Annotated in this window: 24 protein-coding genes and 1 tRNA gene; 13 read left to right on the top strand and 12 right to left on the bottom strand. The window is 71.6% G+C overall.

Going from position 1 to position 24475, the window contains the following annotated elements:
• The first annotated feature begins 234 nt into the window (after positions 1–234).
• The 3 genes from ACQP2F_RS06640 (at position 235) to ACQP2F_RS06630 (ending at position 3199) form a co-directional block, all read left to right on the top strand.
• Positions 235–888, top strand: coding sequence for a hypothetical protein (locus ACQP2F_RS06640; RefSeq protein WP_433301630.1), 654 nt, complete (start codon positions 235–237; stop codon positions 886–888).
• Between the two features lie 14 nt (positions 889–902).
• Positions 903–2078, top strand: a complete 1176-nt coding sequence (locus ACQP2F_RS06635) for a hypothetical protein (RefSeq protein WP_433301628.1) — start codon at positions 903–905, stop codon at positions 2076–2078.
• A gap of 65 nt (positions 2079–2143) precedes the next feature.
• Entirely contained in the window at positions 2144–3199 is a 1056-nt protein-coding gene (locus tag ACQP2F_RS06630; protein ID WP_433301626.1) for a helix-turn-helix transcriptional regulator, read from the top strand.
• A gap of 103 nt (positions 3200–3302) precedes the next feature.
• On the opposite strand, the gene ACQP2F_RS06625 is transcribed toward ACQP2F_RS06630, so the two are convergent.
• Together ACQP2F_RS06625 and ACQP2F_RS06620 are read right to left on the bottom strand one after the other, a co-directional pair.
• Positions 3303–3839, bottom strand: a complete 537-nt coding sequence (locus ACQP2F_RS06625) for a hypothetical protein (RefSeq protein ID WP_433301624.1) — start codon at positions 3837–3839, stop codon at positions 3303–3305.
• A 284-nt stretch (positions 3840–4123) separates the two neighbouring features.
• On the bottom strand, positions 4124–6010 hold the full coding sequence (locus ACQP2F_RS06620) for a M48 family metalloprotease (protein ID WP_433301622.1): 1887 nt from the start codon (positions 6008–6010) through the stop codon (positions 4124–4126).
• A gap of 141 nt (positions 6011–6151) precedes the next feature.
• On the opposite strand from ACQP2F_RS06620, the gene ACQP2F_RS06615 reads away from it, so the two are divergent.
• On the top strand, positions 6152–7360 hold the full coding sequence (locus ACQP2F_RS06615; RefSeq protein WP_433301620.1) for a cytochrome P450: 1209 nt from the start codon (positions 6152–6154) through the stop codon (positions 7358–7360).
• A 9-nt stretch (positions 7361–7369) separates the two neighbouring features.
• On the opposite strand, the gene ACQP2F_RS06610 is transcribed toward ACQP2F_RS06615, so the two are convergent.
• Positions 7370–8839: a beta-N-acetylhexosaminidase gene (locus ACQP2F_RS06610; RefSeq protein WP_433301618.1), complete on the bottom strand. Its 1470-nt coding sequence runs from the start codon at positions 8837–8839 to the stop codon at positions 7370–7372.
• 25 nt (positions 8840–8864) lie between these two features.
• Here ACQP2F_RS06610 and ACQP2F_RS06605 point away from each other — a divergent pair, with 25 nt between their 5' ends.
• Entirely contained in the window at positions 8865–9398 is a 534-nt protein-coding gene (locus tag ACQP2F_RS06605; RefSeq protein ID WP_433301617.1) for an N-acetyltransferase family protein, read from the top strand.
• A gap of 44 nt (positions 9399–9442) precedes the next feature.
• Here the strand turns inward: ACQP2F_RS06605 and ACQP2F_RS06600 are convergent, their stop codons facing one another.
• The 5 genes from ACQP2F_RS06600 to ACQP2F_RS06580 form a co-directional block, all read right to left on the bottom strand.
• Positions 9443–10198 carry an SGNH/GDSL hydrolase family protein gene (locus tag ACQP2F_RS06600; protein ID WP_433301615.1) on the bottom strand — a complete coding sequence of 252 codons (756 nt, stop codon included), beginning with the start codon at positions 10196–10198 and terminating at the stop codon, positions 9443–9445.
• A 314-nt stretch (positions 10199–10512) separates the two neighbouring features.
• A complete protein-coding gene (locus ACQP2F_RS06595) occupies positions 10513–11001 on the bottom strand; it encodes an NUDIX hydrolase (protein WP_433301613.1) in 489 nt (162 codons plus the stop codon).
• Between the two features lie 28 nt (positions 11002–11029).
• Positions 11030–11872 (bottom strand): LLM class flavin-dependent oxidoreductase, encoded by an 843-nt coding sequence (locus tag ACQP2F_RS06590; RefSeq protein ID WP_433301611.1) that lies wholly within the window; start codon positions 11870–11872, stop codon positions 11030–11032.
• A 6-nt stretch (positions 11873–11878) separates the two neighbouring features.
• Positions 11879–12481: an NADAR family protein gene (locus ACQP2F_RS06585; RefSeq protein ID WP_433301609.1), complete on the bottom strand. Its 603-nt coding sequence runs from the start codon at positions 12479–12481 to the stop codon at positions 11879–11881.
• Between the two features lie 225 nt (positions 12482–12706).
• The gene (locus ACQP2F_RS06580) at positions 12707–13927 is read right to left on the bottom strand and encodes a WYL domain-containing protein (protein WP_433301607.1); all 1221 of its coding nucleotides are present in this window, start codon (positions 13925–13927) and stop codon (positions 12707–12709) included.
• A gap of 62 nt (positions 13928–13989) precedes the next feature.
• On the opposite strand from ACQP2F_RS06580, the gene ACQP2F_RS06575 reads away from it, so the two are divergent.
• The 7 genes from ACQP2F_RS06575 to ACQP2F_RS06545 all read left to right on the top strand — a co-directional run bounded on the left by ACQP2F_RS06575 (position 13990) and on the right by ACQP2F_RS06545 (position 19778).
• Positions 13990–14943 (top strand): ATP-binding cassette domain-containing protein, encoded by a 954-nt coding sequence (locus ACQP2F_RS06575; RefSeq protein ID WP_433301605.1) that lies wholly within the window; start codon positions 13990–13992, stop codon positions 14941–14943.
• Positions 14944–14946: 3 nt separating this feature from the next.
• Positions 14947–15681, top strand: a complete 735-nt coding sequence (locus ACQP2F_RS06570) for an ABC transporter permease (RefSeq protein ID WP_433301603.1) — start codon at positions 14947–14949, stop codon at positions 15679–15681.
• A gap of 45 nt (positions 15682–15726) precedes the next feature.
• A complete protein-coding gene (locus ACQP2F_RS06565) occupies positions 15727–16797 on the top strand; it encodes a magnesium and cobalt transport protein CorA (protein ID WP_433301601.1) in 1071 nt (356 codons plus the stop codon).
• Between the two features lie 423 nt (positions 16798–17220).
• Positions 17221–18294 (top strand): hypothetical protein, encoded by a 1074-nt coding sequence (locus ACQP2F_RS06560; RefSeq protein WP_433301600.1) that lies wholly within the window; start codon positions 17221–17223, stop codon positions 18292–18294.
• Positions 18295–18495: 201 nt separating this feature from the next.
• Positions 18496–18888 carry a DUF2750 domain-containing protein gene (locus ACQP2F_RS06555; protein ID WP_433301598.1) on the top strand — a complete coding sequence of 131 codons (393 nt, stop codon included), beginning with the start codon at positions 18496–18498 and terminating at the stop codon, positions 18886–18888.
• Positions 18889–18944: 56 nt separating this feature from the next.
• The gene (locus ACQP2F_RS06550; RefSeq protein WP_433301596.1) at positions 18945–19376 is read left to right on the top strand and encodes a response regulator; all 432 of its coding nucleotides are present in this window, start codon (positions 18945–18947) and stop codon (positions 19374–19376) included.
• Between the two features lie 48 nt (positions 19377–19424).
• Complete coding sequence (locus ACQP2F_RS06545) at positions 19425–19778, top strand: PRC-barrel domain-containing protein (RefSeq protein ID WP_433301594.1); 354 nt, start codon at positions 19425–19427, stop codon at positions 19776–19778.
• Between the two features lie 217 nt (positions 19779–19995).
• Here ACQP2F_RS06545 and ACQP2F_RS06540 read toward each other — a convergent pair whose 3' ends face one another.
• The 4 genes from ACQP2F_RS06540 to ACQP2F_RS06525 all read right to left on the bottom strand — a co-directional run bounded on the left by ACQP2F_RS06540 (position 19996) and on the right by ACQP2F_RS06525 (position 24221).
• A complete protein-coding gene (locus ACQP2F_RS06540) occupies positions 19996–20880 on the bottom strand; it encodes an MHYT domain-containing protein (RefSeq protein ID WP_433301593.1) in 885 nt (294 codons plus the stop codon).
• Positions 20881–21055: 175 nt separating this feature from the next.
• Positions 21056–21484 (bottom strand): hypothetical protein, encoded by a 429-nt coding sequence (locus ACQP2F_RS06535; RefSeq protein WP_433301591.1) that lies wholly within the window; start codon positions 21482–21484, stop codon positions 21056–21058.
• An 84-nt stretch (positions 21485–21568) separates the two neighbouring features.
• On the bottom strand, positions 21569–22822 hold the full coding sequence (locus ACQP2F_RS06530) for an Ig-like domain-containing protein (RefSeq protein ID WP_433301589.1): 1254 nt from the start codon (positions 22820–22822) through the stop codon (positions 21569–21571).
• Positions 22823–22973: 151 nt separating this feature from the next.
• A complete protein-coding gene (locus tag ACQP2F_RS06525; protein ID WP_433301587.1) occupies positions 22974–24221 on the bottom strand; it encodes an Ig-like domain-containing protein in 1248 nt (415 codons plus the stop codon).
• A 163-nt stretch (positions 24222–24384) separates the two neighbouring features.
• Here ACQP2F_RS06525 and ACQP2F_RS06520 point away from each other — a divergent pair.
• A tRNA-Lys gene (locus tag ACQP2F_RS06520) sits at positions 24385–24460 on the top strand.
• The last annotated feature ends 15 nt before the right edge of the window (positions 24461–24475 follow it).

Raw genomic sequence — 24475 nt, 5'->3', positions numbered from 1 at the left:
CGCTCGCGCCTTCCGGAGAATACGTAAAACCTTCAACCGGCACTACCATCTGCTCGGCCGAAATTGGACCGCTCTGTCCTAAATGTCCAGCGGATCGGCATCCGTTCGCGAAGTCGACCTTGTGACAGAGCGCCGATCGAGTCCCTACTCAGCGGTAGTCGAACCGTTCCGACCAAAGGGGATTGACGACCCTCGGTGAGTGGGCATAACGGGGGGCGAAGAAGGAGGAGACCGATGTCCCCCACAGTCACCATCGTCCTGATCATCGTCGTCCTGGTGGTCATCGCCGCGATCGTGTACGGCGTGCAGGCCGGCAGGCGCAAGAAGCTCCAGAGCACCTTCGGACCCGAGTACGACCGCGTGGTGGCCGACACCGGCAACCGGACCGAGGCCGAGAAGGAACTGCGCGAGCGCGAGAAGCGGCACGCCGAGTTCGAGCTGAAGGAGCTGACCCCCGAGTCCCAGCAGCGGTACCGTGCCGCCTGGGAAGAGGTGCAGATCCAGTTCGTCGACAACCCGTCCGAGGCGGTCACCACCGCCGACGAGCTCGTCACCCGGCTGATCGGCGAACGGGGCTACCCCACCGACGGCGAGTACGACGACCGGCTCGCGGACCTGTCCGTCGCCCACGCCAACACGCTGCAGCACTACCGCGACGCGCATGCGATCAGCGAGCGGAACACGGCCGGGTCGGCCAGCACCGAGGACCTGCGCCAGGCGCTGGTGCACTACCGGGCGCTCTTCGCCGATCTGCTCGGCACCGACCCGGTGTCGACGACTGCTGGTACTACTACTTCCGTTCCCGATACTTCCGATCGCGACGATGAGCCGGCCCCCGCTCCCCGCGAGGCCGCCGACACCGACGCCGCCCCCGACACCCGCCGCTGAGGAGTCATCGAGCCATGAAGTTCTTCTCGAACGAAGCCAAAGAGAACGAGCCCGAGTACGACCGTGAGAACTCGGACGTGGTGACATCGGAGCCGGTGGCGGTGCCGCAGCAGCGTGCCGGCTCGCCGTGGAGCGACGCGCCGGCGTCGGGCGATCACATCGCCGCCGATCACGCGACCGATCACTCCACCGACGTGGACGGTAGCCCCGACGACGAGCTCGCCGACCGGGAGCGCCGCGACGGCACCGAGGAGGGCGACTCCTTCCGCCGGGACGAGACCTCCCTCGACGGCGACTCCTTCCGCCGTGACGACACCGCCCGCGACACGGGCCTCGACGACACCGGCCGCGACGACACGGGCCGCGACGAGACCGGACGCGTCGACGGGCACGACGGGTCGGACCCGGTCGATGTCGACCTCGACGATCCCGCCACGCGTCACGACGAGGACGCCTCGCGCCGGGATGCCGGCGAGGCCGAGGCCGTCACCTACGGTCCGGACGGCACGGTCACGCCGGCCTCGACCGACGACTCCGACCGGGACACCACCGAGGGTGTTTCCGGGGGCACCGCCGAGGACGCCGCGATCAAGGACGAGGGCACCTTCGAGAGCCCCGAGGTCGTCGACCCCGCCACCGGCGACAAGCTCGACGAGTCCGGTGCCGCCGGCCGGCGCGACGTCGCCGACGAGAACGCCGACGACCGGGCCGGGGCCAGGGCCGAGGCGGACGAGACGGTCGACGAGGCGCGCGCCGACGAGGAGCGGGCCGAGCACGAGCTCGACGGCACCGGGACGACGCTCGACGGGACGTCCGCCGAGGCCGCGCAGTCCGAGCCGGTCCCGGTCGCCGCGGCGACCACGACCACGACGGACGACGCCGCCGCGACGACCACCGACGAGCCCGCCGCCGCCACGCCCGGCAGCGTGCCCGCCCCCGCGCTCGACCGGCTGTTCGCCGAGGGCGACTCGTTCGCCGACCGGTTCCGCGACATCCAGCTCCGCTTCGTGGACAGCCCCAAGGAGGCGACCGCCGAGGCCGCCGCCCTGGTCGGCGAGGCCGTCGACAAGCTGACGTCGGCCCTGAAGGCGCAGAAGGACGCGCTCGCCGGCGAGTCCGACGACACCGAGCAGCTCCGGGTGCAGCTGCGCAGCTACCGCGACCTGCTGAACCGCCTGTCCGCGCTCTGAGACCGGTCATCATCGAAGGGGAGCCTCGGCTCCCCTTCGTCGTGTCCGCCGGTTAGCGTGCGGTAATGCGCGCGGGCCGTCTCGTCTCGCTCCTCCTGCTGCTGCAGACGAGGGGCCGGATGACCGCGCGCGAGCTGGCCGACGAGCTCGAGGTGTCGGTGCGCACGGTCTACCGCGACGTGGAGTCGCTGGGCTCGGCCGGCGTGCCGATCTATGCCGACCGCGGGCCGGCCGGCGGCTACCAGCTGCTCGACGGCTATCGCACCCGGCTGACCGGGTTGACCGGCGACGAGGCGGGCACGCTCTTCCTGGCCGGCATGCCGGGGCCGGCCGCCGAGCTGGGGCTGGGATCGGTGCTGGCGGCGGCGGAGCTCAAGCTGCGCGCCTCGCTGCCGGGCGAGCTGGCCGACCGGGCTGACCGCGTACGGGAAAGGTTTCATCTCGACGCACCCGGCTGGTTCCGTGGTGATGAGCCCACGCCGCACCTGTCCACCGTGGCGGAAGCGGTGTGGGGGGCGCGGCTGCTGGAGGTGCGGTACCGCCGGTGGAAGGCCCCGCGTGAGGTCACCCGCACGCTGCACCCGCTCGGTGTGGTGCTGAAGGCCGGCCGGTGGTACCTGGTGGCGACCGCCGGCGACCACGTCACCGCCTACCGGGTGTCGAACATCCTCGAGGCCGAGGTGCGCGACGAGCCGGCGGTCCGGCCGCCGGGCTTCGACCTGGCCGCGTACTGGCGCGAGTGGGCCGACCGCTACGAGCGGAGCGTCTATCGGGACACGGCGACCGTACGCATGACCGAGGCCGCGCTGCGCCTGATGCCGTTCGTGTTCCCGCCCGAGATGGCCCGCGCCGCGCGCGAGGCGGCCGGGCCGCCGGACGAGGACGGGTGGCTGATCACCACGGTGCCGATCGAGTCGGTTCGGCACGGGCACATCGAGCTGCTCAAGCTGGGGGCCGAGGCCGAGGTGCTGGAGCCGGCCGAGTTGCGGGCGCGCTTCGCGGAGACGGCCCGGGGGCTGACCGCCCGGTATCTCACCGCCAAGGACGCCCGGGCGGCACGGCTCTCGGCCGCCGCGGTCAGCGAGACGTGGCCGGCGCCGGATGATCGCCCCGGATGGTGATGGTTCGGTCGTTAGGCCGGGCCACCCCCTCCCCCGCCCTCATGGGTGGGCCTGATTCAAGCACGCCCCACCGACAATTTTGGCGCGCTGTCCACAGGGAGAGCTAGCCCGGCCCGCCCGCCGCGATGCCGCCGCTGTCGCCGTTCAGATGGTTCTCCGGGTAGCTCGGGCCCGGACCGCCCGAGGTGGGCGGGTCGGGCGGCGTCGTCGGCTCGGTGGTGGGGTCGGTGGACGGCGTGCCCGGCTGGGTGGTCGACTCGGTGGGCGGTGTGGCCGGGGTGGTCGGTCCGCCGGTGGTGGCCGACGGGGATGCGCTGGCCGAGGCCGACGCCGAGGCCGAGGTGGTCGTGGGCGCCGCCGACGTCGCCGGGGTCGCGGACGGCGTGGGGGACGTGGAGGCGCGCAGCGGGAGGACCTTCACCCGGTGCGTGGCCTTGATCGTCGGCTCGTCGCCGATCTCGCTGTCGCCGGCCCCCTCGCCGCCGAGCAGCGTCTCCGGCCCGGACGTGTGCTCGCCCACGACGGCGGGCGGACGCACCGGCGCGACCTCGACCGCGCCGAGCTGGACCCCCAACCACATCGCCGGACCCAGTCCGACCGCGACGATCGCCCCGAAGAGCGCCGCGGGACCCCGATCCATGAGTGACCTCCCCCGTATACAGGCGATCATCCGCGCGATCCCCGTCCGAGGACTACCCATTTCGGGAAACGCCAAGCGAACAACCACTGAGGCTATTGTGACTCAAGGTGATCAGGCGGTTGCTCATTCGTCGCGGATGAGACGCTTCCGTTGTGGGCCACGGATCCGCAGGTCAGAGAGTTCAGACCGGGGCATGCCGGTTTGAGCGCAGTCTGCAATCAAGCCCGGTTTCGCACCGACCGCAAGCCCTCGGTACGCCCGCCGGCGCACTCGCGACGGCCGGCTCAGCGGGTGCTGGTGAGGAACGCCACAGCGTCGTCGAGGGCCGTCCAGCCGCCGGGCAGCTCGTCGGAGTCGAGCCCGGTGCGCACGCTGATGGCGCCACCGTCGCGCAGGCTCATCTCCCACGACCGGCGCCCGTTGCGGGTCGCCGACGCGCCGGCCATGTCGGCGAACGGCACGAACCGGCTCCCGCTGGTCTCCCCCGCGGCCGGGGTCTCGGCGAGGACGGTGCCGTCGGCCAGCACGCCGTCGGTGGCGACCTTGCTGAGCCGGCGTTTCGCCTCGCCGGTGCGTGACCGGGGCAGCCCGGGCAGCAGGAACAGGCCGGTCTCGACCACGAGCAGGTCGGTTCGCACGCCGTCGACCAGCACGTTGACCACGCCGCCGATCACCGGCACCCGGGCCGGCGCGCGGCCCGCCGCGGCCGGGTCGGCGGCGCCCAGGTCGATGCCGATCGCGGTCAGCCGCTCGCGGGCCTCGGCCACGGTGGCCGGGTCGGCGGCGATCTCGGCCACGCCGACCAGGTCGAGGTGGGCGCCGTCGATCGCGACCAGCTCGGCCGTGCCGGTCCAGCTGTGCCGCCAGCGCGCGACCCCGCCGTGCAGCGCGGCCAGCGCGAACAGCAGGGCGATCAGGTCGGTGACGCGGCCCGCCACCTCCTCGGCCGGCCGGTCGTCGAAGACGGTCTCGGCGATCTTGCGAAGCCGGCCGTCGGCGGCGAGGTCGAGCACCTGTGCCGGGCCCGCGACCGGCGAGCCGGCGGCCCGGGAGATCGCCCGCAGGGACGCGTCGGCCTCGCGTTCCATCTCGGCGACCCGGGCCGCGCCGAAGAACTCGTCCCACGGCACGACCGTGCGCCCGGCCGGCGGGAACGCCACCGCCTGCAGCGCCCGGCCGAGCCCCGGCAGGTCGGGCACGAGGTCGCCGGCGGCGCCGCGCTCGGCCGGCTCGGGACCCTCGGCGGTCAGCGCGACCAGGGCCGCGACCCGGTCGGCGAGCGGCGGATGCGGGTCGCCCTCGGCCGGCGGCGCGGGCTCCAGCGCGCGCAGCAATGCCATGTCCTCGGGTCGGGCGGCCAGCACCCGCAGGAAGCCGCCGAAGATGTCGTCCGGCACGTAGCCGGCCTGCCAGCCGGGACTGAGGTACTCGGCGTGGAAGAGCTGCTGCATGCCGTCGAGCGCCGGCTCGTCGCGCAGGATCTCGGCCATCGCCCGGCCGCCCGCGAACTCGGCCGCCACCCGGTCGGCGGCGAGCTCCTGCTCGCGGGCGAAGGGCGCGTCGACCGCCCTATACCACCTCGCGTAGGCCCGCAGCAGCGGCCCGGCCGGGCTGCGCCGCGGTATGCGCGGCACGATCCGGGCGATCGCCAGCCGGCCGCGGTAGGCCATCGGGGCGAACCGGCCGAGCCGCGGCGTGCCGTGGGCGAGCTCGTGCGCGACGGCGGCCCGCAGGCGTTTCTCGTCCCACGCCTGCAGCAGCGGCAGGCCGAGGAACAGCACCCGGCGGCCGCCGCGCAGGCCGGTCAGCAGGACGTGCTCGACGAGGCTCGCGGTCGCGCCGGCCACGACCACGATCTCGGCCGGCGGGCGCACCCCGGCCGCCTCGGCGGCGGCGTCGGTCATCGCCCAGAGATCGGGGGCGTCGGACCGGGTCACCGGCACCCCGGCCGGGGCCGGCCGGCGCAGGCGCAGGGCGCGCACGGTCGCGAACCACAGCAGACCGGCGGCGGCGATGACCAGCGGAAAGGCGATCCGCAGGGCGGCCGCGCCGGGCAGCGCCGACAGCACCAGCAGGACGGCCAGCAGCACCACTACCACCTGCAGCCAGGCCGCCAGCAGAAAACCGGCGAACATGGCGGCCGACAACGCCGCCCGCTTGCCGTCGCGCACGGTACCTCCGAGTCGAGGGGAACTGAACGGGCACAGCCTAGACAGGGCCACCGACCGAAAACCCAGACGGCGAGTCCGGCGCCCGCAAGAATTAAGGAAGTCTTGTGGCCTCGTTTCGGCCCGTGACGAGAGGGGATACGGATGGCCATGGTTCTGCCCGACCAGACCCCCCTCATTCCGATCAAGGGCTACGCCTGGCTCCCCGATCTGCGCCGCCGCTGCCACGGGCAGCCGGTCCGGATGCGGGTGATGGGCCGGCCGGCGGTCGCGATCAGCGGGCCCGACGCGGCCCGCTTCTTCTACTCCGACGGCAACCTCGAGCGGCACGACGCGCTGCCGCACCCGGTGGTGGCGACGCTGTTCGGCCGCGGCGCCGTGCACACGCTGGACGGACGCGACCACGAGGTGCGCAAGGCCCTCTTCGTGTCCCTGCTCATGCACGAGGACGGCATCGACACGCTGGCCAAGATGGTCGGCGAGTCGTTCGACACCGCGGCCGACCGATGGCGCGGCGGCCCGGCGGTCTCGCTCTTCGACGAGACGGCGAAGGTGCTCGCGGACGCGGTGACCCGCTGGACCGGCGTACCGGGGGAGGCGCGTGACCGAGCCGCCCTGGCCGCCGATCTCGTCGCCATGGTCGACGGGTTCGCGACGCTGGGTCCGCGGCATGCGCGGGCCCTTGCGGCGCGCCGGCGGCAGGAGCGCCGTCTGGCCAAGATCATTGCGGATGTACGGCGTGAAGACCGTTACCCATCGCCCCTGTCCGCCGTCGCGCACCACCGGGCCGGCGGCGAGTTGCTGGACCCGCGCACCGCGGCCGTCGAGGTGCTGAACATCATCCGGCCCACCACCGCGGTCGCCTGGTTCGCCGCGTTCGCCGGCCACGCGCTGGAACGATGGCCGGAGAACCGCCGGCGCCTGACCGACGACGACTTCGCCCTGGCGTTCGTCCACGAGCTGCGCCGCTTCTACCCCTTCGCCCCGTTCCTGGGCGGCCAGGCCACCCGCGACCTGCGGTTCCAGCGGGTCGACATCCCGCGGGGCGCCCTCGTGCTGCTCGACGTCTACGGCCAGCATCACGACGAACGGGTCTGGCCCGACCCGTACGACTTCCGCCCCGAGCGCTTCCTGCACCGCCCGGTCGGCGCGTTCGAGCTGATCCCGCAGGGCGGCGGCGACCCGCGCACCGGCCACCGCTGCCCCGGCGAGAAGATCACCATCGCCGTGCTGGGCACGATCGTGCAGCGCCTGGCTCGCCTCGAGTACTACATGCCGCCGCAGAACCTGTCGATCGACCTGTCCCGCATCCCGGCCCGAGTCCACGACGGCCCGCGAATAGTCGTGCCCTGAGCAGGCACGTCACTCGGCCCAGTCGATCTCCGGGGAGCGGTGGAACGTGACGCCCTGTGCGGTCCAGCGCGGCCCGAACGCGCCCACCCGCGCGCGGAACGACGGCCAGTTCCGCCTCTCCCGGGGCGTCCAGCCAATCTCGGCGATCGCCGCCAGCCGGGGGAACGCCATGAACTGCACGTCGGCGATCGAGCGCAGGGTCTCCGACCAGAGCGGGGCCTCGACGCCGAGCAGGGCCTCCTCGCCCACACCCGGCAGGCGGTCGGCCGGGTCCCAGTCGTACGACCGCTCGACCCCGACCAGTCCGGCCCAGTCGAGCCCGAGCGGGGTCTGGTCGTCGTACTTCATGTCCAGGTAGCTGCGGTCGGCGGGCGACATGATCACCTGATGCCCGTCCGCGGCCGCCCGGGCCACGCCGTCGTCGGCCGGCTCGATCCGCCAGTACTGCGGGATCGCGTTCGGCGGCAGGTCGACGGCGGCCATCTCGTGCCAGCCGATCGGCTGCTTGCCGTACTTGCCGGCCATCGGCAGCACCCGGCTCATGAAGACGCGGTAGTCCTCGGGCGGGGTGGAGAACGCCTCGTCGCCGCCGATGTGCAGGTAGGGCCCGGGAGTCATGGCGGCGAGCTCGCGGATCACGTCCTCGACGAACTCGTACGTCCGCTCCTTGTCCGCGACCAGCGAGCTGTAGCCGACCTCGGCGTCGGTGCGCGGCCCGACCGGGTTGCCGTCGCGGGTCAGCTCCGGGTAGGCGACCTGCGCCGCGTTCACGTGACCGGGCATGTCGATCTCGGGGACGATCGTGACGTACCGGCTCGCGGCGTATTCGACCAGGTCGGCGTACTCCCAGGCGGTCAGGAAGCCCGGCCCCGCGCCGTCCACCCCGGTCCCCGCGCCGCCGCTGACCTCGGTGAGCCGCGGCCAGCCCGGGATCTCCAGGCGCCAGCCCTGATCGTCGGTCAGGTGCAGGTGCAGATGGTTGATCTTGAACTGCACGATCGAGTCGATGTAGGACCGGATCTCGGCCGGCGCGAAGAAGTGCCGGGCCAGGTCGAGCATGGTGCCGCGGTAGGCGAAGCGCGGCTGGTCGTCGATCCGCCCGCCGGGCAGGATGATCTCCCCGGTGGTCCGCTCCTCCGGCAGGAGCTGCCGCAGCGTCTGCAGAGCCAGGAACAGACCTTGGTTGCTCGCGGCGCGAAGGGTCACGCTTTCCCGATCGATTTCCAGCCCGTACGCCTCCGTGAGCGGGCCATTGTCGTCGGACCCCTCGAGGAGGACCCGGAACGAGCCGCCGTCCGCCCGGGAGACCGGCCGGCCGGTGACCCGTCGCAGCAGCTCCACCAGCTGCTCGGCGATGTCCTCCGCCGCCGGGGTGGCGGTCACGGACACATCTGCCGGAATGCGGAAATTCCCGGCCGAATCGGGCCGCACCGCGGCCGGAAGGGGGATGACGTCACCGAGCTGTCGGAGTGCGGGCACGATCGAAACCTTAAACTGTCTTTCCATGTCGATCACGACCCGTCGCGCCGATCCCGCGGATGCCGACCTGCTGCATGACCTCGCGGCTCGTACGTTCGGACTAGCCTGCCCGCCCGGGACCCTCCCGAGCGACATCGACGCGTTCATCGCGCGGCATCTGTCGCGGGAGAGCTTCGATCGCTACCTGGCCGACTCCGGCCGCACGATCCTCATCGCCGAGCAGGACGGAACGCCGGTCGGCTACTCGATGCTGGTCGACGGCCCGATCGCCGACCCCGACGTGGCCGCGGTGGTCGACGAGAAGACGAGCATCGAGCTGAGCAAGTTCTACGTGGCCGAGGACCGGCACGGCTCGGGGGCGGCCGCCGCCCTGATGGCCGCGACGCTGACCGAGGCGGCGGCGACCGGCGCGGAGCACTGCTGGCTGGGCGTGAACCAGCAGAACGCGCGGGCGGCCCGCTTCTACAAGAAGCACGGCTTCGAGATCGTCGGCGTCAAGCGCTTCCTGGTCGGCGACGTCTGGCACGACGACCACGTCCGCGTGCGGTCCCTGCCCTGACCTTCGTGGGCCGGTGTCGTCTCCTTGGCCGGCCTCGTCCTCGATCAGGCTGCGTCGATCTTGACCCAGTCGACGTACTTGCCGGTCCGGGCGTCGCCGGAGGACCGGCCCCGCAGGCGGCGATTCACCCACGGAAGGACGTGCTGGCGGTAGTAGCGGGCCTCGGCCAGCACGCCGCGCGACTCGTCCGGGCCCGGGTCGATGACGTGGGCCTCGGTCGGGTGCCCGAGCGCGGTCAGCACCAGGCCGGCCACCCGGCGGTGACCGGCGGCGTTGAGATGCAGGCGGTCGGCCGACCAGTAGCCGGCCCGGCGGATCTCACGATCGTGGAAGACGTCCACGAACGTGACGTCGAACCGATCCGCGAACGGCGCGATGGCGGCGGTCAGCATCTCCCCGCGGCGGCGCATCATGCCGCCGAACGGAAGCCGGTCGGAGGGGTCGGCCCCGCTGAGGAGCAGCACGCGTACGCCCGCGTCGGCACAGCGGCGCAGGGCCTGCTCGGTGAGGGCGACCAACCGGCTCATGTCCCCGCCCGGCCGCATCATGTCGTTGCCGCCGCCGTTGAGCGACAGCAGCGTGGGCTGCGGCGACAACGCGAGCGCGGCCTCGAGTTGCTCGGTCACGATCGGCTCGAGCAGCCGGCCACGGATCGCCAGGTTCGCGTACTGGATGGTCTGCGACTCGCCCCCCGCCAAGCCGGCGGCCACGAGATCGGCCCACCCTCGCTGGCTCCCGTCCGGCAGCGTATCGCCGAGGCCCTCGGTGAAGCTGTCCCCGATCGCCACGTACCGCGTCACCGCTGTCCTCCGCTCACCCGCGCCCACTTGCGCACGCCCGCTTGTCCGCCGCCGCTTGTCCGCCGCCGCTTGTCCGCCGCCGCCGCTTGTCCGCCGCCGCCGCCGCTTGTCCGCCGCCGCCGCTTGTCCGCCGCCGCCGCTTGTCCGCCGCCGCCGCTTGTCCGCCGCCGCCGCTTGTCCGCCGCCGCCGCTTGCCCGCGCCCGCTTGCCCGCGCCGCTTGCCTACGTCCGGACCGACGTTACCGAACGCTTCCGTGCAGAAACCCCGCCCGCGCCCGGCACGTGACCGAAGTCGCCCGGTAGCGCGATCCGGTCTAGCCGAGGACCGGCTGACCCGTCGCGAACCAGGCCGCCTCCCCGGGCAGGACGGCGAGCTCGATGCGGCGGCGGGTGCGTTCGTCGATCGGCGGCAGGGCGTCCAGCGTGAACCAGCCCACCTCCAGCGACTCGTCGTCGTTGACCCGGGCCTCGCCACCGATCGCGCGGCAGCGGAACGCGATGTCGACGAACTCGCACTGGTCGCCGTTGGGATAGGTGTTCGGCTGCTGGGTGAACACGCTGATCACCCGCTCGGCCACGGCGTGCACGGCGGTCTCCTCGAAGACCTCGCGCACCGCCGTCTCCGCGGGCTGCTCCCCCGGGTCCATCACGCCGGCGATGGGCGCCCACTTGCCGTTGTCGGAACGCCGGGCCAGCAGCAACCGACCGAGGTCGTCGAAGACGATCGCGGTGACCCCGGGAAGCAACAGGAGCCGGTTCCCGAGCTCGGCGCGGATGCTCTTGATGTACGGCGAAATCGGCATATCGGACAAGATAGGCCGTTGATGGCGGTCAGGCGAACATGGGACCGACCTCCTCGGCGACCTGTCGCACGAAGCCGACCGGATCGGGGTCGTCCACGGTCGGCTGAAGGATCAGCTTCGTGGCGCCGGCGTCGACGAACTCGTGCAGCCCGGCCGCCATCTGCTCGGGACTGCCGGACACGCCGGGGACGTCGATCTCGTACCGCCGCTGCTGGTCCTCGAGACGCGCGGCGGCGCCCGGCCCGAACGCGGCCGGGACGAAGACCACCAGCTCGTGCGGGCCGGCGGCGTTGATGTGGGCCTTGGCCCGGGCGACGCCCTCGGGGGACGTGCCGGCGGTCAGGATCGTGCCGTCGCCGACCTCGCCGCCGAGCGCCAGCGTCTTCGGGCCGGTGGAGCCGACGTAGAGGGGCGGGACGACCGGCGGCGGCCAGTCGAGCTTGACGTTGTCGAGATTGACGTAGCGGCCCTTGGTCGTCACCGCCTCGCCCTGCAGAAGCGAGCGCAGGGCCGTCGCGTACTCCCGGAGGAGCGTGAGCGGCGACGCGACGCGGGCGCCCACCTGGCCCATCCATTCCTGCACGCCGTGGCCGATGCCGGGCAGCGCACGGCCGCCGGAGATGCGGCTGAGCGTGGCGATCTCCATGGCGCAGGCGGCCACGTTGCGGAACGGCAGCGGCATGATGCCGATGCCGACCTTCAGATTCTCGGTCCAGGCGAGCGCGGCGGCGGTCGCCGAGACACCGCCGGCGAGGAAGCAGTCTTCCCACAGCCAGAGCTCCTCGAGGGCGGCCCGATCGGCAGCGACGGCGATGTCTCGAAGCTTCTCCGGCGGATTCTGCGGCAGCGCGATGGCACCCAGGGTCGTCATGGTCACCTACTCTGCCACCGCTCGGCCGCTCACATCGGCCCCGCTCGCCACCTCGCCGCCGCTCCTGGCCAGCTCGGCGCGGGCGCGCATCAGGGCGAACCCGAGCAGGTTGAGGCCGCGCCAGCGGGTGGGATCGGTGGCGCGCTCGTCGCTCGCGGCCAGGCCGATGCCCCAGACGCGGTCGGTCGGGCTCGCCTCGACCAGGATGCGGTCGCCGGTGGTGAGCAGGTAGGCGCGCAGGTCGGCGTGCTGCCCGAACTTGGCCAGGCTCGCGTCGGTGACGATCTCGAAGCGGCGGTCGGCCCAGGTCTGATCGTCGAAGCCCGCCACGCCGCGGCCGAGCATCTTCGCGTCACGCGGGTGCCCGGCCTCGAGGATGCGGCCGGCCGTCGTCTCGTCGCCGAAGAGCTTGGCCTTGCGCCACATCATGTAGTGCTCGGCCGAGCGGAAGACGACGCCGTCCACAGTGAACTCGACCGGCCACCACTGGCTCAGGCAACCGGCGCCGACACTGCCGTCGCGCTGCGGGCGATGGCCCCAGAACAGCAGGTATTTCACGCTGTCGCCCAGCGCGACCAGCTCGTCAACAGTGCTCGGTGGCTTGTTCACGGCGCCCATTGTGCTGGGCGCGACGGCGGCGCGACAGCCGAATTTCGGGCCTGTGGATATCCGGTCAATCTTATATAAGCGACGGCTTAGAAAGGGCCGGAAAATGTCGGAGGGGGTCGATAGCTTCGTGCATGCGGATCGGCGCCACGGGGGCGCCGATCCGCACCGATGATCGTCGGGCGGCCGGGGAGACGCGGTCCGGGAGACGCCGTCCGGGAGACACGATCAGGCGGAGTTGCGCAGCAGGGTCTCGCCCACCTCGCGGACGCGGTCGCGCAGCTCCGGCGGCGACTCCACGGTGAAGGGCGCGCCGAGCACGCCGAGGGTCAGGACCGGCCACGAGAGGTCTTCGACGTTCATGCGCAGGCGGCACGACCCGGCTCCCGCGTCGCTTACGGAGGACGGCTGTCCGGCGGGAGAAAGGGCAGCGTCGGCGGGAGACGAGCCAGGGGCGGCGGGAGACGCGCCGGCGGTGGCGGGAGGCGGGCCGGCGGTGGCGGGAGACGCGCCGGCGGTGGCGGGAGACGCGCCGGCGGTGGCGGGAGACGCGCCGGCGGTGGCGGGAGACGGGCCGGCGGTAGTGGCAGACGGGCCGGCGTCGGTCGCCGCTGCGGGATCGGCGGCTCGGGCGGTGGCGGGCGCGGGCAGGGGCAGGGGCTCGACCGTGCCCCAGTGGCCGACGACGGCGCGGACCTGGTCGGGTGCGGCCTCGATCACGACCGAGACGTCGTAGCGGTTGGGCAGGGACCGCATGCGGGAGCGGAGCCAGGCGGCCGGGTCTCCGCCGGGGATGTCGCGCGGGCGGAAACGGGCGCCCGTCAGCGCGGGGGCGGTCAGGCGGTCCACGCGGAAGCTGCGCCAGTCGGCTCGGTCGAGGTCCCAGGCGAGCAGGTACCAGCGGCGGCCGAGCGGGACCAGGTGGTGCGGCTCCACGTGGCGGGCGGCGGCGTCGCGCTCGCGGGCGACGTACGTGAAGCGCAGCCGCTCCTCGCCCCGGCATGCCAGGGCGATGGTGGTCAGGACGGATGGGTCGAGGGTGGGGCCGCCGCCGAGGACGCCGGGGGTGGTCACGGCCCGGAGGGCGTCTATGCGGCGGCGCAGGCGCGGCGGCAGCAGCTGGATGACCTTGGCCAGGGCCCGGACCGAGGTCTCCTCGAAGCCGGCCACGGCGCCGGCGGCGGCGGTTCGCAAGCCGATCGCGATGGCCACGGCCTCGTCGTCGTCGAGCAGCAGCGGGGGGACGGCGGCGCCGGCCTGGAGCTGGTAGCCGCCGGCCGCGCCCCGGTTGGCGTCCACCGGATAGCCCAGCTCGCGCAGGCGGTCCACGTCGCGGCGCAACGTGCGCGGGCTCACCTCGAGGCGCTCGGCGAGCTCCCCGCCGGGCCAGTAGCGGTGAGTCTGCAGCAGCGACAGCAGTCGGAGCATCCGGGCACTCGTGTTCGCCATGAATTCAGACTCCGCCGCATTGAGGCCAGAAACTGTCCGCAACGAACCATAGCGTCGGAACCATGATTGAGACACGAGGTCTGACCAAGCAGTTCAAGGACGTTCGCGCGGTGGACGGCATCGATCTCAGCGTGCGCGCCGGGGAGCTGGTCGCGCTGCTCGGGCCGAACGGGGCGGGCAAGTCGACCACGCTGCGGATGCTGACGACCCTGATCCCGCCGACGTCGGGCACCGCCACCGTGGCCGGCTTCGATGTGGTCAAGCATCAGCGCGACGTGCGGCTCCGGATCGGATACATCGGGCAGGGAAATGGTGCGGGCCATAGCCAGCGCGGGCGGGATGAGCTGATCAGCCAGGGGCGGGCGTACGGGATGAGCGTGCGCGACGCCCGGCGACGGGCCGGCGAGCTGATCGAGTCGCTGGGGCTGGCCGAGGTGGCCGACCGCACCGTGGCGACCCTCTCCGGTGGGCAGCGCCGGCGGCTGGACATCGCGATGGGCCTCATCCACGCGCCCGAACTGCTCTTCCTGGACGAGCCGTCGACCGGGCTCGATCCGCAGAACCGGGCCAACCTGCAGGAGCACATCCTGCGCCTGCGGCGGGAGCACGACACCACGATCGTGCTGACCACGCACTACCTGGACGAGGCCGACTCGATGGCCGAGCGGGTCATCGTCGTCGACCACGGGCGGATCATCGCCGACGACACCCCGGCACGGCTCAAGGCCGAGCACGTCGGCGACACCATCCGGCTCGGCTTCGACTCGGCCGACGAGGCCTCGTGGGCGGCCGCGCAACTCCAGAACCGCAAGCTCACCGCGTACGGGAAGGGCATTGTGATCCACACGCAGGGTGGGCCGCGGCAGGTGCCCGGGATTCTCGAAGATCTGCGTTCCGCCGGAGTGCCGGCCGCCGAGGTCGAGGTGACGCGGCCGACGCTGGACGACGTCTTTCTTCAGCTCACCGGCCGCAGCCTGCGTGAGCAGCAGCCGATCCAAGAGCTCGTGGAGGTCTGAATCATGCTCACCGACACCATGACCGTGTTCAGCCGCGAGCTGCGGCCCACGCTGCGCAACCCGTTCACGCTCATCATCGCGATGGTGCAGCCGCTGGTGTTCCTGGCGCTGTTCGCGCCGCTGCTCCCGGGCGACAAATCGGACGCGCTGCGCTGGTTCGTGCCCGGCATCGTCGTCATGTCGTGCCTGTTCGCGTCCTCGATGACCGGGTCGAACCTGCTCTTCGAGATCCAGACCGGCTCGCACGAGCGGATGCTGGTCACCCCGCTGCGCCGGCCGGCCCTGCTGATCGGGCGTGCGCTGAAGGAGATCGTCCCGATGGTGGCACAGGCGGCCCTGATCGTGATCGTCTGCCTGCCGTTCGGCTACCGGCTCAGCGTCGGCGGCGCGTTGTTCGGGCTCATCATCCTGGCCGGCTTCTGCGTCGGGCTCGGCGCGCTCTCGTACACCCTCGCGCTCGCCTCCAAGCACCAGGAATGGCTGTTCTGGACCGTGCAGCAGACCGTGCTCTTCCCGATCCTGCTGCTCGCCGGCGTGCTGCTGCCGCTCGACGGCGGGCCGGGCTGGCTGCGCGCGCTGGCCGCGTGGAACCCGCTGCGCTACGTGGTCGACGCCGAGCGGGCGCTGTTCACCGGTGACGTCTGGCGGTCGACGACGGTCACCGGCTTGCTGGCCGCCGCCATAGTGGGATCGCTCGGCCTGCTCGTCGGCGTGCGAGCGATGCGCCGGTCCGACTGACCACTACGGTCGGGTCCGGACCAGCGGGCGGACAGGGGTGGAGCGATGTTCGGGTTGCGGCGGCTCATCGAGGGGATCACCCCACGGCGTACGCGAGGAGCCGTGCCGCCGCAGCGCCGGCACAACCCGGACGCCGTCGTCGACTGCGCGGTCTACGCGGCGGGCGAGCGGCGGCCGGGGACGGTTCATTACACCGAGGCGGCACGCTTGGCGCGACGGCATGGGGCGTACGTGTGGCTGGGTCTGCACGAGCCGGACCGGGCCACCATGCGCTCGATCGCCGAGACCTTCGACCTGCACGAGCTGATCGTGGAGCGGACCGTCGAGGGCGGCCACCGCCCGGCGCTCGAGGTGATCGGCGACGTGACCCGGCTGGTCCTGCGCACCGCGCGGTACGTCGAGCACGACGAGCTGACCGCCACGTCGGAGGTGGTCGACACCGGCGACGTGACGGTGCTGATCGGGCCGTCGTTCGTGATCAGCGTGCGGCACGGCGCGGCCGGAGCGCTCTGGCCGGTGCGGCAGGACCTGGAGAAACGGCCGGCGGTGCTGCGGCTGGGACCCTGGGCGGTGGCGTACGCGATCGCCGGCCGGATGGTCGACGAATACCTCGATGTGGCGGTCGCGGTCGAGCACGACCTGGAACGGCTCGAGGAGGAGACGTTCGCCGACCAGCGCTCCCCCGAGATCGCGCACTTCTACCAGCTCAAGCGGGAGATGGTCGAGTTCAAGCGGGCGGTGCTCCCGCTGCAGGAGCCGCTCGCCCGGTTGCTCGACGAGCCGCGGCTCCCGGTGGCGCTGCGGCCCTACTTCACCGACGTGCGGGGCCGGCTGGCGCGGGCGGTGGACCGGGTGGCCGGCTTCGACGACCTGCTCAACTCGATCCTGCAGGCCCGGCTCGCCCAGGTGTCGATGGGCCAGAACAACGACATGCGGATGATCGCGGCGTGGGCGGCGATCGCGGCGGTTCCCACGGTGCTGGCCGGGATCTACGGCATGAACTTCGAGCAGATGCCGTTCCTCGACGCGCCGTACGGGTTCTGGGGCGTCATCGCCGCGATCGCGGTGATCTGCGGCGGCCTGTACTGGCGGTTCAAGCGCGTTGGCTGGCTGTGACCGAACTCGTGGCACACCAGCAACGGAGATCATCCGAACGGTCGGCAGTCCACTCCGGACAGCGGCCACGAGGCTGCCCGCTCTCCCGTGGTCCTGGTCACCGCCGGTAACTACCTTGAGGTCGTCGACGTCCTCGGGGATCGGACGCCGTCGGAAGAGGACCTGCGCCCGGCCGGTACTGCCCCCCAGCCGGCCGGGCGCATCCCTTTTTATATGTTCGGCAAAGTCGCCGGGTACAAACGTCGCGCGAGTCGGGGCCGGTCGCCCCGGCCCCGTCTCACGTCATTCCCCCGTTGAGGCCGCGGCCACTACTCGAGCGTAGAAGCCGGGCCGCTCCGACGTCCCCATTCCGGAGATTTACGGATTTGTCGGACAGAGCGGGTCGGGGCGGCGTCAGTTGTTGCCGTTGCCGTTCCCGTTGCCGTGGCCGTGGTTGTGCTGGCCGTTGTCACCCTGCTGGCCGCCACCCTGCTGGCCACCGCCCTGCTGGCCGCCACCCTGCTGGCCGCCCTGCTGACCACCGCCCTGCTGACCGCCGCCCTGCTGGCCGCCCTGCTGACCACCGCCCTGCTGACCGCCGCCCTGCTGGCCGCCCTGCTGACCGCCACCCTGCTGGCCACCGCCCTGCTGGCCGCCCTGCTGGCCACCGCCCTGCTGACCGCCCTGCTGGCCGCCACCCTGCTGACCGCCACCCTGCTGGCCGCCCTGCTGGCCGCCCTGCTGACCGCCACCCTGCTGACCGCCGCCCTGCTGGCCGCCCTGCTGACCGCCACCCTGCTGACCACCGCCCTGCTGGCCACCGCCCTGCTGACCGCCCTGCTGGCCGCCACCCTGCTGGCCACCACCCTGCTGACCGCCGCCCTGCTGACCGCCGCCCTGCTGGCCACCGCCGTGCTGGCCGTGGTCGTCGCCGTGACCGCCGGGGCCGCCCTGGCCCGGGAAACCGGGACCGCCGGGGAAACCGGGACCACCGGGGAAGCCCGGACCGCCCGGACCACCCGGGTGGCCGCCGGGGAAGCCGTGGCCGGGACGGTCGTTGCGGACGACCGGCAGCGCCAGGCTGAACGAGCGCCACTCGGTGCGGGCGCGCCGGGTGCAGTCGTCGAAGGAGACGATCGCGCGGAGGCGGGCGATGCCGGAGCGGTCGAAGTCGGCGTTCACCCGGATCGGGGTGAAGTCGGTGCGGCCGGGGCGGAGGGTGTCCCCCCGGAAGAACGTCGCGTAGGGGCGGCGGCCGGCGTAGTCGACGTCGACGTCGCGCGCCACCAGCCGCACCGAGAAGTCGCAGACCCGGCGGTCGGTGCGCCAGTTGATGTTGATCCAGTTGTCGGTGTGCGCGCGCACCGCCCGCAGCCAGCTCGACACCGGCTGCGGCCCGCGCGCGGCGGCGTTGGCCGGCGCCGCCGTGGTCACCGCGGCCGTGCCGACCGCCGCCGTGGCGAGGGCCATCAGCACTCCGATACGCCGACTCTTGTTCATCATTCCTCCGGTGGCTGATCGGTTTCATTCGCCCCGAGCCGTCGCGGGGCAAAACGGACACTATGGGCAACCGGCCTCCGGGGTGCGGTTTTACGCGGTGTTTCGGACTTATCTACTCTTTCCTGTACAAAATGTTTAGCGCCCCCTCGGCCGAAAAGATGATGTTGGAGACGCGGCGGACGCGATCGGCCACGATCAGGGCGTACGAAGGGAGAAGTCATGTCGCTCAGCGGTGCCCACAAAGCGGCGTTTCGTCGCGAGGTCACGCAGGGAGGTCACGTCTACGCGATTCGCGACCCGGACGGTTTCCCGGCTCCGGCCGGCGAGGACGGGCGGCGCGCGGTGCCGTTCTGGTCCAAGCCCACGCGCGCCCAGCTGATCGTCAAGCACGTCGACGCGTACAACGGCTTCGAGGTTGTTCCGATCCCGGTCGAGGAATGGCTCTCCGGTTGGATGACGAACCTCGAGCACGACGAGATGATGGTCGGCGTCAACTGGGCCGGAGCGCGCGCGACTGGCTACGACATGACGCCGGGCCAGGTTCTGCGGTGGTTCGCCGAGCTCGGCACCGAGGCGACCGGCGAGCCGCGGGTTCCGACGGCCCAGCGGTAGTTCGGATCGACCCGTACCCCTATGCTTGCGGCACTGCAAATACAGGGGGTACGGCAATGCGGAGCCTGCAGATCCTCGTCGTCGACGACGACGATGCCGACGCCCTCATGATCTCGGAGGCGCTGGCCACCGAGACCGACGCCAGCGTCGAACGGGTGCACGACGGCCGCGAGGCGCTCGACTACCTGCGCCGCGAGGGCCCGTTCAGCGACGCCCCGCGCCCCGACCTGATCCTGCTCGACCTCAACATGCCGCGGATGGACGGGCGCGAGACGCTGGCCGCGATCAAGACGGACGACGAGCTCAAGGCGATCCCGGTGGTGATCCTGACGACCTCGGGCGCGGCGCCGGACATCGTGTCGAGCTACCAGCAGCGGGCCAACGCGTACGTCACCAAGCCTCTTGGTCTTGATGACTTCGAATCGACCGTACGCCAGATCAACCGCTTCTACCGCGAGGTCGCGAGCCTGCCCGACGCCGGGCTCTGAACCGCGCCGCGCCGTGTACCGGGCACGCGCCCGGGGTACCACCGGAGCATGACCGACAACGACACTCCCGTGGATCTCGGCGCCCCGGTCTCCTACCTCGTGCTCAAGGACGGCACGCCCGTCTTCGACCGGTCCGGCAGCAAGGCCGGCGAGGTCGAGCACGTGGTGGCCGACGAGCAGGCGGACGTCTTCCACGGTCTGCTGATCAAGACCCCGGCCGGGCACCGGTTCGCGCGGGCCTCGCTGGTCGACGGCCTCTTCGAGCACGGCGTGATCATCTCGGCCGCGGCCGGCGAGCTGCCCGAGCCGAGCGCCGACCCGGCCGCCCGGAAGACCGAGGACGACGAATCGCTCACGCACGGCCTCAAGAAGGCCTGGGACTGGCTGGTCCAGCCGCACTGACTCCCGCGGCCGCATGGCGCCGGGCGGTTGAGGCCGCCCGGCGCGGCCCGCACCCGCCGGCGGATGCGGGCCGCGTGCACGGCACGGCGGCGGAAAGCGGCCGGTGCGGCGCGGCCGCGGGAGGCGGCGGGTGCGGCGCGGCCGCGGGAAGCGGCAGGTGCCGCGCGGCCGCGGGAAGCGGCAGGTGCCGCGCGGCCGCGGAAAGCGGCGGGAACGGTCAGCGGGAACGGTCGCGGTACGTCCAGTTGCCGGCGCCGAGGGCGGAGGCTCCCCGCGACGGCTGCTCGACCGCCGGCGCCTCGGCCTGCCGCGGGATGAAGCCGGTCTGGCCGGACTCGCGGCGGGCTGCCAGGTATTCGGCGGCCGCGCGGTCCTCCTCGGTCGGGGCGGCCATCAGCGCGTACGCGAGGCCGAGGATGCCGAAGACCACGGTGAGGCCGACCGGGACGATCATCGCGGTCGCGGTCGCGCCGGAGAGGACGCCGGCCGGGTCGTGCTCGGTGACCGACATGGCGGACATGCCGGTGAAGTGCATGCCGTTGACCGCGATGCCCATGACCAGGGCCGACACGAAGACGATGAGCGGCTTGCGGACGGTCACGGCGAGCCAGAGCGCCACCGAGGCGGCGACGACGGCGATGCCGATCGACATGCCGACCCGGGTGGCCGAGTACGCGATCTCGCCATTGAGGTGCATGGCCGCCATGCCGGTGTAGTGCATCGCCGCGACGCCCAGCCCGGCGATGATGCCGCCGGCCAGGATGCGGAAGTTCTGCGCGCGCTTGCCGAACAGCGCGATCACGAGGCCGAGGCCGACCGCGACGACGGCGATGACGGCGCTCGCGATGGTGAGGCCCACGTCGTACCGGATCGGGGTGCCGACCACGCTGAAGCCCATCATGGCGACGAAATGCATGCTCCAGATCGCCGTGCCGCCGATCGCGACCGCGGCGAGGATCAGCCACCAGACGCGCTCGGTGTTCGAGCGCGCCGATCGGAACCGCACCGCGAGCGTGAGTCCCAGCAGTGATCCGAGCACGGAGAGCACATAACTGATCGTCGGGGTGATCCACCCATGATCGAAGTGATGGATCTGCGCCATTGCGTTCCTTCCTCGGTGCCCGCCGCGATGCATCCTGCCTGCTCGATCGTGACCTTGGGAAGCATTGTGACCGAGGTTGCGTCACCTTCCGGCTACAGATGTCGAAACAACGCGCGAAGCTGGCGTTGGCCGCGAAGCAGCAGGTCAACCAAGGATTGATCTTCAGCGATGCCGATCAACCGGCGGTCTTCAGGCCGCTCTCGGCGCAAACGCCTGACATATCGGAAGCCGCGGCACCAACCGCCGCCACCTTGTCCGGTTCATCCGCTTTGCCGGCCGCGGCCACGGCGATCTTGTAGGCGTCGCCGAGGCGAGTCGCGGCGTCGGCGAGCGGCGCGTCGGCATCCCGGGTCGCCGCCACGACGTCGTCGACCACACCGGGCGTCATGAGCGAGCCGGCGGTGATGGCGGCGCCGAGCAGGGCGCACCCAACGGTGCCGGGCGGGTCGTCGACCATCGCGGTCTCCGACGACAGAATCACGCTCGGTGAAGGACGGTCCGGTGACGATCGAGCCCGATCACGGACACTGCAGCCGGCCGTCAGAGCGATGCCGCACCCGGCCGTCAGCGCGACAAGGAGAACCAACGACGCGATCCGGTGCATTAACCAAGATTATGCGCAATTTCCGCGTACGGAACGGGAAAGGCGCGGCCGACAGTCGACCGCGCCTTTCTCCGCCCGTTCTCGTTACAGGTAGCTGAGCTTCTTCCACGCGGCCCAGCTGAGGTTGAAGTCGGTCCAGCCGTTGCCCTGCTTGAGCTTTTCCTCGGTGCCGCTCACCGTGATCGGGTCGCCCATCATCGTGCGGCTGAAGAGCCAGGCGCCCATGGCCTCGGAGACGTTCACGCAGCCGTGCGACACGTTGACCTTGCCCTGCTTGCCCTCGGACCAGGGCGCGGCGTGGATGAACTGGCCGCTCCAGGTGATGCGCTGGGCGAAGTCGATCGGCGTCTTGTAGCCGTTCTTGGGGTCGGTGTCGGTGGTGTCGAAGACGGTGTGCCTCATCTTCTCCATCACGATCATCGTGCCGCTCGACGACGGGGTGCTCGGCTTGCCCAGGCTGACCGGCAGCGTCTTGATGACCTTGCCGTCCTGCTTGACGGTCATCTGCTTGGTCTTGTTGGAGACCGTCATGACGAACGAGCGGCCGATCTTGAGGTCGACCGTGAGATCGCTCTTGCCGTAGTAGTCGTTGCCCAGCGGCACGCCGGCCAGCTGCACCTTGTAGAAGACCTTGGAGTTGGCCTTCCAGAACTCCTTGGGCCGGTAGTGCACCTCGGTCGGGCTGATCCAGCCCCAGGAGCCGACCTGCGCCGGGCTCGCGGTGACGGTCATGCGGCGCTCGACGTCGTCGCGGTAGCTCGCCGGGATCGCCCGGCTGAACTTGATGATCAGCGGCATGCCGACGCCGACGACGTTGTTGTCGCCGAGGAAGCTCGTCACCCGGATCACCTTCGACGGCTTGGCCATCGTGGTGAACGTGCTGGTGGTCGTGCCGCCCTTGCCCTCGGACGCGGTGCCGTTGACGGTGACCGTGTACTTGGTGCCGTAGGCCAGCGCCTTCTCCGGCCGCCAGACCTTGTCGTCCTTGTCGAGCGTGCCCTTGACCTCTTCGCCCTTGTCGTCGGTGACCTTGACCGACGTGTTCTCCGGGTCCTCGCTCGTGTACTTCACCTCAGTGGCGGCCACCACGCCGGTCGCGTCGGACTTGGGCGAGACGACGGCGACGGTGGCCGGCGTCGGGGACGGTGACGGCGTGGCGGAGGCGGTGCCCCCGTCGGCCTGCGCGCTGTTGTTGACGCCGCTGCCGTTGCCGTTGCCGCCGCCCTGCCAGCTCGGCGACTTGTCGCCGTGACCGCAGCCCGAGCTCAGCAGGACGGTGCCTGCGATCAACCCCACCGCGGCGATGCGCCACGGCCGGCTCACTCGACTGTTCTTCATGGTCCCCTCACGGCGTCGTTCGTCCCCGGCGCCCAATAGTGCTCTATGAAAGCCCGGTGACCAATCCCGGATTCGTGCCGCGGCATTCACCGTCACACAGGTCATCGGGGCAAGTCGCCCGTTCAGGGCCATTTGTGCGACCCCGGCCGGGCTACTTCAATGCCGCCGGCACGGGCAGGGCGCTGCCCTTGACGAACTCGGGCCAGCTGACGTTCCACGGCGTCCAGCCGTCGCCGTAGCCGAGCTTGCTGCCGGTGCCGTTGACCTTGACCGGGTCGCCGATGAGCGTCTTGTCGAACAGCCAGCGGGCGTTGCCGGGGGCGACGTTGACGCAGCCGTGCGACACGTTGCGGTGGCCCTGGGCGCCGACCGACCAGGGGGCGGAGTGGATGTACTGACCGCTCCAGGTGAGGCGTTGCGCGTACTGGATCTCGGTGCGGTAGCCGTCCGCGCCGTCGGTGTCGGTCGTGTCGAAGACCGTCTCGGCCAGCTTGTCCATCACGACCATGGTGCCGCTGGCCGAGGGCTTGCTGGGCCGGCCGAGGCTGACCGGCATCGTCTTGACGACCTTGCCGTCCTGCTCGACCGTCATCTTCTTGGTCTTGTTGTCGACCACCATCTCGAACTTGCGCCCGATCTTCGCGGTCGCCGCCCGGTCCCGGTCGCCGTAGCGCCCGGCGCCGGTGGGCACGCCGCCGACCGCGATGCGCACGGTCAGCGTGGTGCCGCTCTGCCAGTAGTCCTTGGCGCGGTAGTAGGCCTGGGTGCCGCTCGGGGTCCACGACCAGACGCCGGGCTGCGGCGGGTCGGTCTTGACGAACATGCGCTTCTGCACGGCGGCCCGGTCGGCCTTCTTGATGCCCGGGCTGAACTCGACCACGACCGGCATCGCGACGCCGTAGGTGTGGTCGTCGAAGAGGTAGAGCCCGGTGCCCGTCCGGTGGGCCGGCGCGCCCATCGTGGTGAACGTCGTGCCGACGGTCTTGGTCAGGCCGCTGTCGCTGGTGGCGACGACGCTCGCCGCGTACGACTCCTTGGTCTTGAGGGTCTTGCTCGGCACCCAGCTGGAACCGTCGTCGCGCAGCTCGCCGGCGACGGGCTTGCCCTTGCTGTCCTTGAGGGTGACCGAGGTGACCTTGGCGCCCGCGACCTTGAACCCGATCTCGGCGCTGACCGGCACGTCCTTCTTACCGGAGACGGGAGTCACGGTCAGCTCGATCGGCACCGCGGCGGACTCGGGCTGCGGCGCGCTCGCGCTCGGACCCGCGCTGGTGGACGCGCTCGGCTGCCCGGCGGCAAAGGCGGCCGGCTTCTTGTCATCACCGCAGGCGGACAGCGCGAGAGGCGCGATCACCGCCGCCACCACCACAGCCACCAGCGAGCGCCGCATGCCGACCATCCCCGTGAGATCAACTTCTGGAGTTCGTTGCGGGGACATCCTGCCTCATGGATGCAAGGTGTGGTTCATCCCTGGGGCTGATTCAAGCTGTGAAGGTGTTGGGAGGAGGGCCGATTTCAAGGATCAAGGAGGTGCGTGCTAACGTTTCCGTCGTTGCCGGAGAGCGCCGCTAGCTCAACTGGCAGAGCAGCGGACTCTTAATCCGCGGGTTGTAGGTTCGAGTCCTACGCGGCGCACCACGCATCACCAGGCCA

This window comes from Actinoplanes sp. CA-030573 (genome assembly GCF_050951115.1).
Lineage (GTDB): Bacteria > Actinomycetota > Actinomycetes > Mycobacteriales > Micromonosporaceae > Actinoplanes.
The sequence above is the reverse complement of the archived record's forward strand: the minus strand, read 5'-3'. Positions and strand labels throughout refer to the sequence as shown.

Excerpts from the sequence above, each read along its gene's own strand:
- ACQP2F_RS06640 (WP_433301630.1), top strand. The coding sequence starts at position 235 with ATGTCCCCCACAGTCACCATCGTCCTGATCATCGTCGTCCTGGTGGTC.
- ACQP2F_RS06635 (WP_433301628.1), top strand. The coding sequence starts at position 903 with ATGAAGTTCTTCTCGAACGAAGCCAAAGAGAACGAGCCCGAGTACGAC.
- ACQP2F_RS06630 (WP_433301626.1), top strand. The coding sequence starts at position 2,144 with ATGCGCGCGGGCCGTCTCGTCTCGCTCCTCCTGCTGCTGCAGACGAGG.
- ACQP2F_RS06625 (WP_433301624.1), bottom strand. The coding sequence starts at position 3,839 with ATGGATCGGGGTCCCGCGGCGCTCTTCGGGGCGATCGTCGCGGTCGGA.
- ACQP2F_RS06615 (WP_433301620.1), top strand. The coding sequence starts at position 6,152 with ATGGCCATGGTTCTGCCCGACCAGACCCCCCTCATTCCGATCAAGGGC.
- ACQP2F_RS06605 (WP_433301617.1), top strand. The coding sequence starts at position 8,865 with ATGTCGATCACGACCCGTCGCGCCGATCCCGCGGATGCCGACCTGCTG.
- ACQP2F_RS06595 (WP_433301613.1), bottom strand. The coding sequence starts at position 11,001 with ATGCCGATTTCGCCGTACATCAAGAGCATCCGCGCCGAGCTCGGGAAC.
- ACQP2F_RS06590 (WP_433301611.1), bottom strand. The coding sequence starts at position 11,872 with ATGACGACCCTGGGTGCCATCGCGCTGCCGCAGAATCCGCCGGAGAAG.
- ACQP2F_RS06580 (WP_433301607.1), bottom strand. The coding sequence starts at position 13,927 with ATGGCGAACACGAGTGCCCGGATGCTCCGACTGCTGTCGCTGCTGCAG.
- ACQP2F_RS06575 (WP_433301605.1), top strand. The coding sequence starts at position 13,990 with ATGATTGAGACACGAGGTCTGACCAAGCAGTTCAAGGACGTTCGCGCG.
- ACQP2F_RS06570 (WP_433301603.1), top strand. The coding sequence starts at position 14,947 with ATGCTCACCGACACCATGACCGTGTTCAGCCGCGAGCTGCGGCCCACG.
- ACQP2F_RS06565 (WP_433301601.1), top strand. The coding sequence starts at position 15,727 with ATGTTCGGGTTGCGGCGGCTCATCGAGGGGATCACCCCACGGCGTACG.
- ACQP2F_RS06555 (WP_433301598.1), top strand. The coding sequence starts at position 18,496 with ATGTCGCTCAGCGGTGCCCACAAAGCGGCGTTTCGTCGCGAGGTCACG.
- ACQP2F_RS06550 (WP_433301596.1), top strand. The coding sequence starts at position 18,945 with ATGCGGAGCCTGCAGATCCTCGTCGTCGACGACGACGATGCCGACGCC.
- ACQP2F_RS06545 (WP_433301594.1), top strand. The coding sequence starts at position 19,425 with ATGACCGACAACGACACTCCCGTGGATCTCGGCGCCCCGGTCTCCTAC.
- ACQP2F_RS06540 (WP_433301593.1), bottom strand. The coding sequence starts at position 20,880 with ATGGCGCAGATCCATCACTTCGATCATGGGTGGATCACCCCGACGATC.
- ACQP2F_RS06535 (WP_433301591.1), bottom strand. The coding sequence starts at position 21,484 with ATGCACCGGATCGCGTCGTTGGTTCTCCTTGTCGCGCTGACGGCCGGG.
- ACQP2F_RS06530 (WP_433301589.1), bottom strand. The coding sequence starts at position 22,822 with ATGAAGAACAGTCGAGTGAGCCGGCCGTGGCGCATCGCCGCGGTGGGG.
- ACQP2F_RS06525 (WP_433301587.1), bottom strand. The coding sequence starts at position 24,221 with ATGGTCGGCATGCGGCGCTCGCTGGTGGCTGTGGTGGTGGCGGCGGTG.